At 43.1% G+C, this 15,001-nt stretch carries 13 protein-coding genes; all 13 read left to right on the plus strand.

Features of this window, described 5'->3' with window-relative positions; all coding sequences use genetic code 11:
- Positions 1–160: 160 nt before the first annotated feature.
- Positions 161–1,435, plus strand: coding sequence for a GTPase HflX (hflX, locus tag DXB54_RS01910; protein ID WP_021938362.1), 1,275 nt, complete (start codon positions 161–163; stop codon positions 1,433–1,435).
- A 29-nt stretch (positions 1,436–1,464) separates the two neighbouring features.
- Positions 1,465–3,774 carry a hypothetical protein gene (locus DXB54_RS01915; RefSeq protein ID WP_021938361.1) on the plus strand — a complete coding sequence of 770 codons (2,310 nt, stop codon included), beginning with the start codon at positions 1,465–1,467 and terminating at the stop codon, positions 3,772–3,774.
- Positions 3,775–3,898: 124 nt separating this feature from the next.
- Positions 3,899–4,669: a type I 3-dehydroquinate dehydratase gene (aroD, locus tag DXB54_RS01920; RefSeq protein WP_021938360.1), complete on the plus strand. Its 771-nt coding sequence runs from the start codon at positions 3,899–3,901 to the stop codon at positions 4,667–4,669.
- Between the two features lie 409 nt (positions 4,670–5,078).
- Positions 5,079–5,990: a DMT family transporter gene (locus DXB54_RS01925; protein ID WP_021938359.1), complete on the plus strand. Its 912-nt coding sequence runs from the start codon at positions 5,079–5,081 to the stop codon at positions 5,988–5,990.
- A 152-nt stretch (positions 5,991–6,142) separates the two neighbouring features.
- The gene (locus DXB54_RS01930; protein WP_021938358.1) at positions 6,143–7,117 is read left to right on the plus strand and encodes a Gfo/Idh/MocA family protein; all 975 of its coding nucleotides are present in this window, start codon (positions 6,143–6,145) and stop codon (positions 7,115–7,117) included.
- A 123-nt stretch (positions 7,118–7,240) separates the two neighbouring features.
- The gene (locus tag DXB54_RS01935; RefSeq protein ID WP_158578154.1) at positions 7,241–8,797 is read left to right on the plus strand and encodes an aminotransferase class I/II-fold pyridoxal phosphate-dependent enzyme; all 1,557 of its coding nucleotides are present in this window, start codon (positions 7,241–7,243) and stop codon (positions 8,795–8,797) included.
- Positions 8,798–8,949: 152 nt separating this feature from the next.
- The gene (locus DXB54_RS01940; protein ID WP_021938356.1) at positions 8,950–9,270 is read left to right on the plus strand and encodes a helix-turn-helix domain-containing protein; all 321 of its coding nucleotides are present in this window, start codon (positions 8,950–8,952) and stop codon (positions 9,268–9,270) included.
- Entirely contained in the window at positions 9,270–10,529 is a 1,260-nt protein-coding gene (locus DXB54_RS01945) for a type II toxin-antitoxin system HipA family toxin (protein WP_118694082.1), read from the plus strand. Before DXB54_RS01940 ends, DXB54_RS01945 begins: the two co-directional genes overlap by 1 nt.
- 117 nt (positions 10,530–10,646) lie before the next feature.
- Positions 10,647–11,282 (plus strand): dTMP kinase, encoded by a 636-nt coding sequence (gene tmk, locus DXB54_RS01950; protein ID WP_021938354.1) that lies wholly within the window; start codon positions 10,647–10,649, stop codon positions 11,280–11,282.
- Positions 11,283–11,317: 35 nt separating this feature from the next.
- Complete coding sequence (locus tag DXB54_RS01955; RefSeq protein WP_021938353.1) at positions 11,318–12,310, plus strand: DNA polymerase III subunit; 993 nt, start codon at positions 11,318–11,320, stop codon at positions 12,308–12,310.
- Complete coding sequence (locus DXB54_RS01960; protein ID WP_118694083.1) at positions 12,310–13,218, plus strand: PSP1 domain-containing protein; 909 nt, start codon at positions 12,310–12,312, stop codon at positions 13,216–13,218. The genes DXB54_RS01955 and DXB54_RS01960 overlap by 1 nt, the downstream gene beginning before the upstream one ends.
- Positions 13,211–13,990, plus strand: coding sequence for a tRNA1(Val) (adenine(37)-N6)-methyltransferase (locus tag DXB54_RS01965; protein WP_021938351.1), 780 nt, complete (start codon positions 13,211–13,213; stop codon positions 13,988–13,990). Before DXB54_RS01960 ends, DXB54_RS01965 begins: the two co-directional genes overlap by 8 nt.
- Before the next feature lie 76 nt (positions 13,991–14,066).
- Positions 14,067–14,909 (plus strand): 16S rRNA (cytidine(1402)-2'-O)-methyltransferase, encoded by an 843-nt coding sequence (gene rsmI / locus DXB54_RS01970; RefSeq protein WP_021938350.1) that lies wholly within the window; start codon positions 14,067–14,069, stop codon positions 14,907–14,909.
- The last annotated feature ends 92 nt before the right edge of the window (positions 14,910–15,001 follow it).

The following is a 15,001-nucleotide window of genomic DNA, read 5'->3' on the forward strand; positions in this document are numbered from 1 at the left end:
ATTATAAGTTATAATGTGTGTAAAATACCCTCTTACAAGAGTTAACAGCCTAAAAAATTGGCGATGGATAAAAATGGGTTGCAAAAAATCCCATAATATAAGAAAATAAAAAAACAGAGGCAATTATAAGTGATCATGAAAGGTATATAAGGCATATATATTGTACGATAACGAATTAGACGGAAAGAAAGAAAAAGTAATAGTGTTTGCCGTGGCAGTGGGTGACAGCGAGCTTCAGGATGTGGAAGCGTCCTTAGATGAAATGACGGAGCTGTTAAAGACTGCGGGAGCAGAGACCTGTGGAAGGCTGATCCAGCCGAGAGAGTATCCGGATCACGGGCTGTATCTTGGAAAGGGTAAGATCGAGGAATTGAGAGAGCTTATCTGTGAGACAGGAGCCACCGGCGTATGCTGTGATGATGAGCTTTCGCCGGCGCAGCTTATGAATCTGACAGATGCACTGGACATAAAGGTTATGGACAGAACAATGGTCATCCTTGATATATTTGCAGCTCATGCAGGAAGCTATGAGGGCAAATTACAGGTAGAGTTGGCACAGCTTAAGTTCAGAGCCACAAGACTTGTGGGAATGAGAAGCTCTCTTTCAAGGCTTGGCGGCGGAATAGGTACCAGAGGTCCCGGAGAGAAGAAGCTGGAGATAGACAGACGAGTTATAAGAGACAGGATATCAAGACTTAAGGCGGAGCTTAGGGAAGTGGTATCCAGGCGTGACGAGCAGCGAAAGCAGAGAAGCCGTTCACACATTCCTGTTGTGAGCATCGTGGGATACACCAATGCAGGCAAGTCGACCCTCTTAAATTATGTAACAGGGGCAGGGGTTCTTGAGGAGGATAAGTTATTTGCAACTCTTGATCCCACAACCAGGAATTACGGTCTTAAGAGCGGACAGCAGATACTTCTCACGGATACGGTAGGTTTCATAAGAAAACTGCCTCATCATCTGGTTGAAGCCTTTAAATCAACCCTTGAGGAAGCGAAATACAGTGATATAATCCTTCATGTGGTGGACGCTTCCGATGAGAACAGGGATAAGAACATGGAGACCGTGTACGACACCCTGAGACAGCTTAAGATAGACGAGGAGACGGAGAAGACCATCATTACTGTTTTTAACAAGACAGATATGATAGAAAATAAGGATGAGCTGTACAGCATAAAGGACCTTATCTCTGACAGGACCGTGTATATATCGGCTAAGACAGGCTGGGGTGTGGAGGAGCTGTTTGATGTTATCGAGGAGATCCTCAGAAACAGCAAATCCTACATAAGACACACATTTCCGTATACCGAGGCGGGAAAGCTGGGGATCATAAGGAAATACGGTGAGCTTATTACAGAAGAGTATCTTGAAGACGGAATATTTGTTGAGGCCTATGTTCCAAAGGCAATTCTTGGACAACTGGGACTTGATTAAGTATATGTATGTATTAAAGGAGGAGAAAAATGGACGAAAACAATATGAATCAGTTTGATTCTTTCTCACAAGATCCGGTAAATGACGTGGCACCTGCAGACAATGTGACAGGCAGCGGGCAGGTTCAGAACACAGACACCGGATTTAACGGCGGAGCAGCCCAGAATACAGATTTTGGATTTAATGGCGGGGCAGCCCGGAATACAGATTTTGGATTTGATGGCGGTATGGCACCACAGAATGACAATTTCAATATCTATGGTGATGATATCTCAGGTGGATATGAGATCATGGAAAAGAAGAGCAAAAAGGGTCTCATTATCGGGATCTCAGTGGCAGCAGTGGTTGTTATCGCAGCACTTGTCACAGGCTTATATTTTATTCTTAGAAAGACACCTGAGGAAATAGTTAAGAATGCCATGAAGGATACATTTGCAGAGACCCGGGAAAAGGGATATTCCCTGTTGAATGATACTCTTGGATTGTCTGAGTTCTCCACAGAAAAGGCAGACTCAGAGGTAACCTTCACAGTGGATGAATGCATTGTACCTGAGTATAAAGGTATAGGCATGACAGGCTATGCATCTGTTGACGCTACAGATGAGGATGACGTTAAGGCAGCCATGGGCGGAAGCCTTGAGATCGCCGGCGAGAGCCTGAGTACAGACATAAAGTTCGTAGATTCAGTGCTTTATTACACAATACCTGAATTGTCAGATAAGACCTTCAAGCTTACAGCAGATGACCTTGTGGCTATCATACAGGACGCAGCTTCATCTTATGACGGAAGTGCAGTGACCGGATCAGATATTGATTATTCAGAGCTTTATAAGAAATTCAAAGAGGTTTCAGAGACCGCCGGGAAGAATTTCAATGACAAGATCACATATGAAAGAGTCGGCAGTGAGAGTATCACTCTTAACAACGGCAAGTCAGTAAAGACCAAGAAATATACAATGACAATTCCTAAGAACTCAATAAAGGAATATGTCAATGAGTACGTTACGGCAGTAGTTGATTATGCAGATGAAAATGTAACAGATGAGCAGTGGGATGAGCTTGGCATAACAAAGGAAAACTTTGAGCAGATTGCAAATATGGTTCCTGCATACTTCGGAATGTTGGTAACAAAGGATATTGTTGTTGATTACTATATTGCAGACGGCAAGATCGTAAAGCTTTCAAGCTCATATAAGGTATCAGGATTTACCCAGTTCCAGATCACACTTGACGTTGATTTCATGGGTGATAAGTTCGTGACAAATGATGTTCATGGAGAGCTTGCCATGAGTGCAGGTGGGGATGACAGTGAAAACTCAGTTACCTATATCTATGACAGAACCTCAGAAACAAAGGATGGAAAGTGGACAGTAAATGATAAGGCAACAATGGTTCTTGATGATGACCCGGATACAGAGGCTGAATCAATGTCATTTGAGTCTGAGCAGGTATTTGACAGCAGCACAAATGATTTAACCTATACAGGTAAGGTTACTTCAACTTCAACAGACGACGGGATCGTATTTGAACTGGACGGTAATTACAGCGATATAAATAAGGGAAAGTCATACACATTCAACTTGAACAAATTCAGCATGACAGATGTCGATGGCGAGGTTGCTTTATCCGTATCAGGAACCAGCAAGGTGGGAGATCTCGGCAAGACCATTGAAGCTGATCCAAGTGCAGTGAAATTTGATCCTAATGAACTGGATAAGGGTAAGCTCGAGGACATAATTGACAAGTGGGATAAGGAGCTTGGTCTTTCAGCTCTTGATGTAGGTGTAGTTCAGGACGGACTCCTGGGGGATAGTGATCAGACGTCTTCTGATAATGAGGAAGATACAGCAGACGCAGAGATCAGCGATGAAGATTTTGATGATACAGAATATCAGGGGATAGCCATGAAGACATCATCCGGTTACACCATTGATATCAAGGAGCCGGGCGATTATTCAAGATCGTATGCCAGCGAATATACAATAGATCTGTATAATTATGATGCAGATCCGTCGGATATTTATTATAGCTGGGACACATACAGCAGTATTGAGGACGTCATGAAGACCGATCTGGATTCAAGGGTTGATATATATGGCAGTGACAGCGTTAAGGTAATCGAAACTGGATCTGTCGAGCTTGCAAATGGCAAGACTGCCCAGTACCAGATCACATCAATAGCAATGTATGGAAGCATGATATACTATTATGATTTCTATGTTAATCTTGAAGGCGATGAGTACTATACAGTAACTGTAACAAGCTGGAAGAGTGCAGATCTTCTTCAGGATATAGTTGATAAGTTCATGTCGGATGACGTGGTTGTTATAAGCAAATAGGCAGTGACCGGGGTTTGAAACCATATATAAAAAGAAAGCACCAAGTGTCGAAGGCACATTTAGAATGGCGATACCAAACAGGAAGATTTTAATGGGCTGATGTTCAATGAAAAGGAGAGAGAAGATGAAGACAGTTAATGTAAAGAATGTAAGCATAGGCTCAGGAATGACAAAGGTATGTGTTCCTATGGTGGCGGCTACAGATTATGATGTAAATACACAGATCCGTACAATAAAGAAATCCAAAACAGATATTATGGAGTTCCGTGCAGATTGTTATGATAACTGTTTTGATTATGCTTCTCTTGATAAGGTTCTTGAAAAGCTTGCTAAGGAATTTACAGAGATACCTATTGTGTTCACCTTCAGAACAAAGGGTGAGGGTGGCAGCATGGAGGCTACCATATCCATGTATAAGGAGCTTCTTAAACATGTCATTGATACAGGCTGCATAGATCTTCTGGACGTGGAATATTTCGCTGACATGGAATTTGTTCCTGAGATAATCGAATATGCCCACGCAAATAATGTTTATGTGGTTGTGTCAAATCATGATTTCAAGACCACGATCCCTATGGAACGTATAGTTGACAGATTTAAGGATATGATAAATACCGGAGCTGACATAGCAAAGATTGCCATGATGCCTGAGGATGGAAGCCAGGTTGTTGACATGATGCAGGCTGCCAAGGAGCTTCAGGAGTGTGGAAATGAAACTCCCCTCATAGTAATATCCATGGGAGCTCTTGGCGTTGAAACAAGAACTGCCGGGGAAATGTACGGAAATGCGGTATCATTCGCCACAGCGGGAATACCTTCCGCACCGGGGCAGATCGACGTGGAGGCACTAAGGAGCCAGCTTGAGATGATACATCATATTATCTGTGGAAGATAAATGCTACAGGCTTCATTATTGTTATACACAGGACGTAAGATCAGGGCTATATAGTCTTAGTAACATGCATTCGCTATGATTACTGCAGACTATATAGCCCTTTTGATCTTACTGGCGGTGATACAGGTTAAAAGTTTTTAATGGTATATAAGACTTAGGATTGCATAGTTATTGCAATTACTAAGGTTATGTATGGATCATTCGCCATTTAGTGTTGTAAATTCCCGGTTGATAAAGTTTGTAAGTGATATTGGTTATAATTAATCGAGGTGTGTCCCGAGGTTGAAGTGCGGGGGCATTTAATATATAATTTTCAGTGGAGAAAAATGTAAAAGACATATTATCTTGCAGATAACACAGAAAATAAAATTCTATATGTGTGAGTGTGTCGGGATGTCAGATACGAATTATGAATGTTAAAGGAAGTGGCGAAGTGGCGTCAAGGATACATATTAGAGATAAATACAAGGGAATACTGTTTATTATACTGGCGGGATTTTTCTTTTCACTCATGACCTTTTTTGTAAGGCTGTCAGGGGATCTTCCTACCATGCAGAAGGCATTCTTCAGGAATGCGGTGGCTGCGGTTGTGGCGGTTATCCTGCTTTTGCAGACGGAGGAGAAGTTCAAGATAAAGAAGACCAGCTGGCCGGGTATCGCCGCCAGAAGCATATGCGGAACCATAGGACTTATCTGTAATTTCTATGCAGTAGACAAGCTTAATATTGCCGATGCAAATATTTTAAACAAGCTGTCACCATTTTTTGCTATCATTGCGTCCTATTTTGTTCTTAAGGAAAAGGCAAATAAATTCGAGTGGGGCACTGTGGTATTGGCATTTGTCGGTGCATTGTTTGTGGTGAAGCCTTCATTTCACATGGATTTTCTGTATGCCATGGTAGGTGTGGCAGGCGGTCTTGGAGCAGGTATCGCATATACATTTGTAAGGAAGCTTGGAAAGCAGGGAGAACGTGGACCGGTGATAGTCATGTGTTTTTCGGTATTTTCATGTATTGTCACTCTGCCCTTTATTATTTTTGATCATAAGCCAATGACGGTCATGCAGATTGTATATCTGATTTGTGCAGGTATGGCTGCCGCCGGCGGACAGTTCAGCATAACTGCGGCCTACAAGCAGGCACCGGCTAAGGAGATCTCGGTATTTGACTACAGCCAGGTGATATTTGCAGCGTTGCTTGGATTTATATTCCTTGATCAGATACCGGATGTGTACAGCGTCATAGGTTATGTCATCATCATAGGAAGTGCCCTGGCGAAGTGGGCTTACAACCTTGAGCAGGATAAAAAAAGTGCTGCATAGCAAGTATGGTTTAAATGAATGGGGTTTAAATAAACATGGCTTGGTTGTTTGCAGTTTGATTGCTTGCAGTTTGATTGTTTGTGGCTTTATTGTTAAAGATGATAATTGAAGATAATTCAAAAGAAAAATATGATTGCCGGGAGGAGATTTATATGTTTAAGATAGGTTTTTTAGGAGCGGGAACTATCGCGTCAAAGGTTGCGGAAACTATTATGAAGCTTGAGGATTTTCAGGTGTATGCGGTTGCCTCAAGAAGTGAAGAGCGTGCAGGAGAATTTGCAAAGAAATATCATGCAGTGAAGATATATACCGATTATGTGGAATTGGCTTCCGACCCGGATGTGGATCTGATATACATATCCACACCTCACTCTCACCATGCGGAGCACGCTAAGCTCTGTATAAACGGAGGCAAGCCGTGTCTGGTGGAGAAGGCATTTTCATATAACAGAGCCACTGCGAAGGAGGTTCTTGATCTTGCCCGGGAGAAGAAGGTGTTCTGCGGTGAAGCCCTGTGGTCAAGATACAACCCTTCATGGCTGCTCATAAAGCAGCTTATAGACCAGAGGTTCCTGGGCAAATTAACAAATATAACTGTAAATATCGGGTACGACATAAAGAAAAACGAGAGGATAGTGGAGCCTGAGCTTGCAGGTGGTGCACTTCTTGATATAGGTATATATCCGCTGGCATTTGCCGGGTATATATGTGGTGAAAATGTTCCGCAGATAGTTTCGGCAGCAGGAAAATTTGCGACAGGAGTGGACGCATTTGATACTATGATCTGCATGTTTAAGAATGGTGTGTCTGCCTATGCTACGGCAACTACGATGTACGGCACAGACCGCACTGCTACGCTGTTTTGCGAGTCGGGATATATAAAGGTGACGGAGTTCACCTGCCCGGTGGCGATAGATGTGTACAGCAAGGATAACGAGCTGGTGCAGCATTTTGACGCGGCACCGAACCAGATATCCGGCTATGAGTACGAGTTTAAGAGTGCCCAAGCTGCCATAGAGCATGGCTATATTGAGCCGGTTGAAATGCCTCACAAAGATACCCTTGAGCTTATGACTACCATGGATAAGCTTAGGGCAGCGTGGGGAATAAAGTATCCCATGGAGTAAGCTGCTGTAAATTGGAGAGGATGAACATATGTAATGGTATGCCGTATTTGGATGTGAATGATGAAATGAAAGTGTTAAATGCCCCATGAAAACAGGCTGTTGTTTAGTTGCGAAGGGATAGTTATGAAGGAATACATAAATGAAGCATTAAAACAGTATACAGAAAATGGCAAATATCCGTGGCATATGCCGGGGCACAAAAGGAAGTCCATAGGTGATGATTTCTTCGACAACATGATGAGGAGGGACTTCACTGAGGCGAGAGGGCTTGATGACATGCACGATCCTGAGCTGTTCATGAAGGAGACCCTAAGGGAGTTGACGGAGCTTTATGGCACGAAGGCAACATACATGATGGTAAATGGTTCCACCGGAGGTGTTCTTGCCGCCATATATGCCTGTACGAATTACGGGGATCATATAATAGTAGCAAGGAATTGCCACAAATCAGTATATAACGCCATTACCATCAACGGACTTATACCTCATTATATAGTTTCTGATGTGGAAAGCCATGGCATATGCATGGCTGTAGATCCTGAGGCTGTTAAGGCGGAGGTGTCCGGACTGCTCAAAGCAGGTATTGTCCCTAAGGCAGTGGTGATAACCTCACCTACATATGAGGGAATTATTTCAGATATTTCCGCCATAAAAGCAGCCATAAAGTCGGCTTGTGGACTGATGATGAAAACAATTCCGCCAAATTCGGAAAATGATAGTGAAGTTCCGGACATTCCTCTGATCGTTGATGGAGCCCATGGGGCACATCTTCCGTTCTATAATAGGTTCTGTAACAGGATTGATGAGTCGGACAGAGATAAAGAGGATGTATGTACTGATGTGGTTTCTGGAGATAAATTAGATGTGGCTGGCAGAAATCAAGCGGATATATATATTGAAAGTACTCACAAGACACTGCCGGCACTTACACAGACCGGACTCATCCACGTAAATAATGAAAAATATGTGGATAGGCTGGAGAAATATCTTAAGATATTCCAGAGCTCATCACCGTCATACTTATTTGTCCAGAGCATAGAAAAGGCGGTGGGCTATGCGCTTTGTAATCCGCAGATATGGGTACAGTACAGGGAGAATATCAAAGGGTTCCGGAATAAAATGTCAGGGCTTAAGAACCTGAAATTGTTTGAACCATTTGAAGGGATTTATGATGACACCAGACTGGTTATCTTCACAGACATGGGTGGCAGGAAGCTTGAGCAGATACTTGATGACAGATATGGACTTGTGGTGGAGATGGCAGCAGGCTCATATGTGATACTTATAACTTCGGTTATGGATGAAGAGAAGGATTTCGATAGATTATTTGCTGCGTTAAAGGAAATTGACCATGAAGAAAAGCCAGCAGGGGAAGAGGAAAAACCTGAGAGAAATAAAGTAAGAGACAAACTTTCTGTTCCTGATATGAAGTGGTCACCTTCTGAGGCGGAGAAATCTGCAGATAATGCAGAGCTTGTAAGGCTTTCGGAGGCAGCGGGAATGATTGCCATGGAATATGTATTCTCTTATCCGCCGGGGATACCTGTGGTGGTGCCGGGAGAGGTGATATGTGAAGATGTAATATCCCGGATACAGGAAATGGTTGATGCAGGGTTAAATATGACCGGAGTACATTTCGCCGGGAAAGAGCCGGAGATATACCTTAAATGTGTAAAGTAAAGCCGGTAAAGGCATATTGGACGCTTAATAGGTTAATACTTATGTTGTCAGGTGCTGCGTGAAATGCAATGCATTTTAATGTTCACTATTATTGACTACAATCACGATAATGTATATAATAGTAAACATTAAAATGATAGAGGATGATATGAATGAAGAAAGCAGTTTATAATATATTACCCGCAACAGAAGATATATTGAGGACAATGGGGGAGCAGATAAAACTGGCGAGGCTGAGACGGGATCTGTCCGCAGAGCTTGTGGCAGAGCGTGCGGGTATCAGCAGAACTTCATTATGGAAGGTTGAGTCGGGAAGCCCGGCAGTTGCAATCGGAATTTATGCCGCGGTTTTACATGCTCTGGGAGGTATGGACTCAGAATTACTTCTTGTGGCTAAGGATGACGAAATGGGAAGACAAATGCAGGATCTTAAGCTTATGACCAGAAAGCGTGCAACAAGGAGGAAAGATTAATGGCGATAGATGAAAAAATCATTTATGTATATGATGATTTTTCAGAAGATGATCCTGTTTTGATTGGAAAATTGTACGTTGGTGTCATAAAGGGTGGAGAAACTTATTCTTTTGAATATGACGCAGAATGGCTTGCTAAAAATAAAATGGGAACCAGTCTTGATCCACAGTTGCAACCGTTTGTGGGACGGCAATTTCCAATGGACAGGAAGATATTTGGAGTGTTTGCAGATGCTTCACCTGATAGGTGGGGACGTGTGCTTATGAATAAAAGGGAGCGTCTTATTGCGGGAAAAGAAGGAAGAAAGCCAAGAAAGCTGTATGACAGTGATTTTCTGCTTGGTGTGTATGATGAGACAAGAATGGGAGGAATTCGTTTTAAGCTCGATCCGGCTGGACCATTTCTCTCTGATGATAAAGAAAATTCAACACCACCCTGGGCACAGCTTAGAACATTGGAAGAAGCTTCAAGGAATTATGAAAATGACGAAAGTGGAATTGCAGACCAGTGGATCAACCAGCTGATAAAGCCGGGATCTTCTTTGGGCGGAGCCAGACCGAAGGCAACAGTTGTAGATGTTAAAGGTGGACTTTGGATAGCGAAGTTTCCATCGAAGAATGACGAAAGTGACACCGGAGCATGGGAAAAAGTGGTTCATGATCTGGCAGATTTATGTGGGTTGAATGTGCCGGAAGCCAAATTAGAAAAGTTCTCAAAACTAGGAAGTACATTTCTTGTAAGGCGTTTTGACAGGGATGGCAATAGGAGAATACATTTTGCCTCTGCGATGACATTGCTCGGGAAAACAGATGGTGCGTCTGCAGAGGATGGAACGAGTTATCTTGATATTGCTTCATTCATTAAGGCACATGGAGCAAACCCTAAGGCGGATTTATTGGAACTGTGGAAAAGGATAGTATTTAATATGGCTGTTACCAATACTGACGACCACCTTAGAAACCATGCATTTATATTTTCAAAAAATGGGTGGAAGCTATCTCCTCTGTATGATGTAAATCCTGTTCCGTATGGAGACGAGTTGTCGCTTCTGGTAGATGATAATGACAATAGTATTTCTGCTCAGTTGGCTATTAATACAGCCGACCGCTTTGGTATTTCAAAAGATAATGCTGAGAAGCTGGCGGCGGAGATCATGACCACAGTCAGGGATAATTGGGAGAGACTGGCGAGGGAATATGGATTGTCCCGCGGACAGATAGAATATATGCGACCGGCATTTGATGAGTGCTATCATTAATTCCCTCTCACTTACCACTGGTATTACACAGCAATATTTGTTACAATGAAACGTAAACAATATTATGATAAGATATGGAGTGCATGTGCACATTCTAATTAGGAGAAATACACGGACATGACAGCAAAAAAGGGAATATTTATTACCATGGAGGGACCTGACGGAGCAGGCAAATCCACCCAGATAGATTTACTTAAGAAATACCTTGAAGATAAGGGATACAACATCCTCCTGACCAGAGACCCGGGGGGAAATGATATCAGTGAAGCCATAAGAGGGATCATATTAAACAAGGACTTCACAGAAATGGGATATATGACGGAGCTGTTGCTTTATGCGTCAGCCAGGGCACAGCTTGTTAAGGAAAATATCAAGCCGGCACTTGAGGCGGGAACCGCAGTGATCGCAGACCGTTTTGTGGATTCATCTGCCGTATATCAGGGCATTGGAAGAGGCCTTGGAATAGATACAGTGTACAAGGTAAATGAATTTGCACTTCAGGGGATCATGCCGGATATGACTATCCTTATGGATCTTGACGCAGAAGTGGGCCTTGCCAGAAAGAAAAATCAGGCAGAGCTTGACAGAATGGAGAGAGAAAGCGTTGATTTTCATAAGAAAGTAGTGGCCGGATACAGAGATCTGGCAGACAGATATCCGGAGAGGATACTCAAGGTGGACGCAGCTTTGCAGGTACAGGAAATTCATGATATAATAGTAGCTAATATCGAGAAGAAGCTGGGCTTAGAATAGCATACAGCGGATTTGAAAGAAAAGAGGTGTGTGCCATGATAGATTTTACAGAGATAATAGGGCATGAGGACATAATCAAACATTTCAAGAAAAGTATAGAGCTGGGGCAGGTTTCCCAGACATATATCATAAATGGTGAGAACGGAAGCGGAAAGAAGACTCTTACCAGAGCCCTTGCCAAGACTCTTCAGTGCGAAGAGGGTGGCACAGAGCCTTGCAACCATTGCAAATCATGTCTTCAGAGCGAGACGGGCAATCAGCCGGATGTGGTATGGATTACCCATGATAAGCCTAATTTTATATCCGTAGACGAGATAAGAGAGCAGCTTATCAATGATATTGATATAAAGCCGTACAGCAGCAGATACAAGATATATGTTATAAATGACGCTCATCTTATGAGACCTGAGGCACAGAATGCATTACTTAAGACCATAGAGGAACCGCCGGCATATGCCATAATAATCCTTCTTACAGAGAATATGGAGAAGCTGCTTCCGACCATAGTATCAAGATGTATAGTGCTGAACATAAAGCCTGTGCGTGAGAATGACATTATGGAATATCTGGAGACAGTGTTACACCTGGACAACGAAAGAGCAAGATTTTGCATGGATTTTGCCCAGGGCAATCTGGGAAAGGCAATAAGACTTGCCAGCAGCGAGGATTATAGGGAGATAAAGGAAGACGTTGTCCGTGTAATGAGAAAGCTTAACGATATGGCTGTGGACGACGTGATATTTGCCATAAAAAATATGAACCACAATAAGCTTAAGGTTGGAGATTACATAGATCTGATGATGATGTGGTACAGGGATATCCTTATGCTCAAGGTAACAGGAAATCCAGGCAGACTTATGTTTAAGGAATATGTGGGTGATATCAAGAAGCAGTCATCACATATCTCATATGAGGGCATTGAAAATGTAATAAAAGCCATGGACAAGGCAAAGATCAGACTTGAGGCAAATGTCAACTTTGATATAGCCATGGAACTTATGCTTCTTACAATGAAGGAGAACAAATAATGAAGGAAATAATAGGTGTACGTTTCAGACCTAACGGCAAGATATATTTCTTTGACCCTGAGGATAAGAAGGTTGAGGTGTCTGATTTCGTTATAGTTGAGACCGCAAGAGGTGTAGAATACGGAAAGGTTGTACTTGGGAGAAGAGAGCTTGATGAGACTAAGTTCTCTTCAAATATCAAGCCCGTAATAAGGATCGCTACACCTGAGGATAAGGTAAAGTACGAGGAAAACAAAGAAAAGAGAAAAAAGGCATTTAACATCTGCCTTGAGAAGATCGCCAAGCATAAGCTTAACATGAAGCTTATTGAGGCAGAATATACATTTGACAATAATAAGGTCCTTTTTTACTTTACAGCAGACGGCAGGATTGACTTCCGAGAGCTGGTAAAGGATCTTGCGTCAGTATTCAAAACAAGAATAGAGCTTCGTCAGATCGGCGTCAGAGATGAGACCAAGATCGTGGGCGGAATAGGAATATGTGGAAGAGAACTCTGCTGTAACAAGCATTTGTCAGAGTTCGTGCCGGTATCTATCAAGATGGCAAAGGAGCAGAATCTGTCCTTAAATCCTACCAAGATATCAGGTGTGTGCGGAAGACTCATGTGCTGCCTTAAGCACGAGCAGGATACCTACGAGTATCTGAACGGCAAGCTTCCTAATGTGGGTGATACCGTAAGAACCATGGATGGAGTCAAGGGAGAGGTTCGCTCTGTAAATGTCCTGAGACAGAAGGTTGATGTCATAATCACTGATCAGGATGACAACAAGGAAGTAGTAACATATCCGATAGAGGAGCTTAAGTTCAAGCCTAGGAGAAAGAAGAACTCAGAGAGACTGAGCGATGCAGAGTATAAGGCTCTTGAGGCTCTTGAGGACAAGGGAGGAAAATCAAAGTTCGATGATTAATCTAAAGACCGACGAACGGATAGATGATCTGCAGTGCAACGGCTACAGGATAATACAGAACGGAAAGATGTTCTGTTTCGGAATGGACGCAGTTTTACTTGCAAATTTTGTCAGACATAAGCCTGGTGCGAGATATATTGATCTGGGAACCGGAACAGGAGTTATACCGCTCCTTCTGGCGGCCAAGGACGGATATGCTCCGGGCAGTGATGGTACAGTTACAGGTGATCCTCGTTTTATCGGTGTTGAGATTCAGAAGGAATGTGCGGAGATGGCGTCAAGAAGTGTACTTCTAAATGACGTGGCACATGTTGTCCGGATAGATAATGGAGATATAAAGGAGGTCGGCTGTAATTACAGCAAGGCCTCCTTTGACGTTGTAACATCAAATCCACCATATATAAAGGGAGATCATGGACTTGACAATCCCTATGAAGCAAAAAATATCGCAAGACATGAGGTACTGGTGACCCTTAAGGATGTTGTGGCGGCTGCGGCACATCTGCTTAAACCGGGTGGAAGCTTTTATATGGTGCATAAGCCATTCAGGCTTGCAGAGATATTTGCAGAGTTATCGGCGGCGAAGCTGGAGCCCAAGAGAATGCAGCTTGTACACCCGTATATAGACAAGGAACCTAATATGGTGCTTATAGAGGCGGTGAAAAACGGCGGTTCCATGATAAAGATCGCACCACCTATGATAGTGTATAACAGGGATGGCAGTTACACAGAGCAGCTGCTGGCCACATATGAGGGACAGGCGAAGCATTGACCGGCTTTGTAAAAATGCCTGCAGAGCAGCCTTAACTATGAAGGCATGAAATTGATAAATATGGAGAATTAGAAGAATGAGTGGAACACTTTATCTGGTTGCTACGCCAATCGGAAATCTTGAGGACATGACCTATCGGGCAGTAAGGATACTTAATGAAGCAGACCTGATAGCTGCGGAGGATACCAGAAACAGCATAAAGCTTCTTAATCATTTTGAGATAAAGACACCAATGACCAGCTACCATGAGTTCAACAAATACGACAAAGCGGCATATCTGGTGGAGAAGCTGCTTGCCGGGGAGAATATTGCGGTCATAACAGACGCCGGAACACCGGGTATATCGGATCCCGGAGAAGAGCTGGTGAGACAGAGCCTTGAGGCGGGGATCACGGTTACTTCTGTGCCGGGAGCCTGTGCGTGTATCACAGCACTTATAATATCCGGGCAGAAGACGAGAAGATTTGCCTTTGAGGCATTTCTCCCTTATGACAAGAAGGAGAGGGAGAGGATACTTAAGGAGCTTCAGGACGAAACAAGGACAATGATAATATATGAGGCACCCCACAAATTAAAGAAGACCCTGGCGGATCTCTATGACGCTTTGGGTGACAGACGGATAACCTTATGCAGGGAGCTTACAAAGAAGCATGAGACCGTGGAGCCTACTACACTTGCAGAGGCAATAGACTATTACAGGGAAAATGATCCAAGGGGTGAATATGTCATAGTAGTTGAAGGCATGGATCCGGAGGCACTTGCCGAAGCAGAAAAGAAGCAGTATGACGAAATCTCTGTGGTGGAGCATGTGAAGATGTATATGGATAAGGGTATGTCCAAGAAGGAGGCCATCAAGCAGGCTGCTGTGGACAGGGGCGTGCCAAAGCGGGATGTGTATAATGAGGTCATAGATATGTAGCTGAAGTTTTTATATCTATTACAAAGATATATCGCTTACATAACGAATATATAGTCAGACACGTAAATTTTTCTATTCGCTTTGCCTCGCTT

The sequence above is a fragment of the Coprococcus sp. OM04-5BH genome (assembly GCF_003482105.1).
Taxonomy (GTDB): Bacteria; Bacillota; Clostridia; order Lachnospirales; family Lachnospiraceae; genus Coprococcus.

Excerpts from the sequence above, each read along its gene's own strand:
- DXB54_RS01935 (WP_158578154.1), top strand. The coding sequence starts at position 7,241 with ATGAAGGAATACATAAATGAAGCATTAAAACAGTATACAGAAAATGGC.
- DXB54_RS01925 (WP_021938359.1), top strand. The coding sequence starts at position 5,079 with ATGAATGTTAAAGGAAGTGGCGAAGTGGCGTCAAGGATACATATTAGA.
- DXB54_RS01965 (WP_021938351.1), top strand. The coding sequence starts at position 13,211 with ATGATTAATCTAAAGACCGACGAACGGATAGATGATCTGCAGTGCAAC.
- tmk (WP_021938354.1), top strand. The coding sequence starts at position 10,647 with ATGACAGCAAAAAAGGGAATATTTATTACCATGGAGGGACCTGACGGA.
- DXB54_RS01955 (WP_021938353.1), top strand. The coding sequence starts at position 11,318 with ATGATAGATTTTACAGAGATAATAGGGCATGAGGACATAATCAAACAT.
- DXB54_RS01960 (WP_118694083.1), top strand. The coding sequence starts at position 12,310 with ATGAAGGAAATAATAGGTGTACGTTTCAGACCTAACGGCAAGATATAT.
- DXB54_RS01945 (WP_118694082.1), top strand. The coding sequence starts at position 9,270 with ATGGCGATAGATGAAAAAATCATTTATGTATATGATGATTTTTCAGAA.
- DXB54_RS01915 (WP_021938361.1), top strand. The coding sequence starts at position 1,465 with ATGGACGAAAACAATATGAATCAGTTTGATTCTTTCTCACAAGATCCG.
- aroD (WP_021938360.1), top strand. The coding sequence starts at position 3,899 with ATGAAGACAGTTAATGTAAAGAATGTAAGCATAGGCTCAGGAATGACA.
- DXB54_RS01930 (WP_021938358.1), top strand. The coding sequence starts at position 6,143 with ATGTTTAAGATAGGTTTTTTAGGAGCGGGAACTATCGCGTCAAAGGTT.
- rsmI (WP_021938350.1), top strand. The coding sequence starts at position 14,067 with ATGAGTGGAACACTTTATCTGGTTGCTACGCCAATCGGAAATCTTGAG.
- DXB54_RS01940 (WP_021938356.1), top strand. The coding sequence starts at position 8,950 with ATGAAGAAAGCAGTTTATAATATATTACCCGCAACAGAAGATATATTG.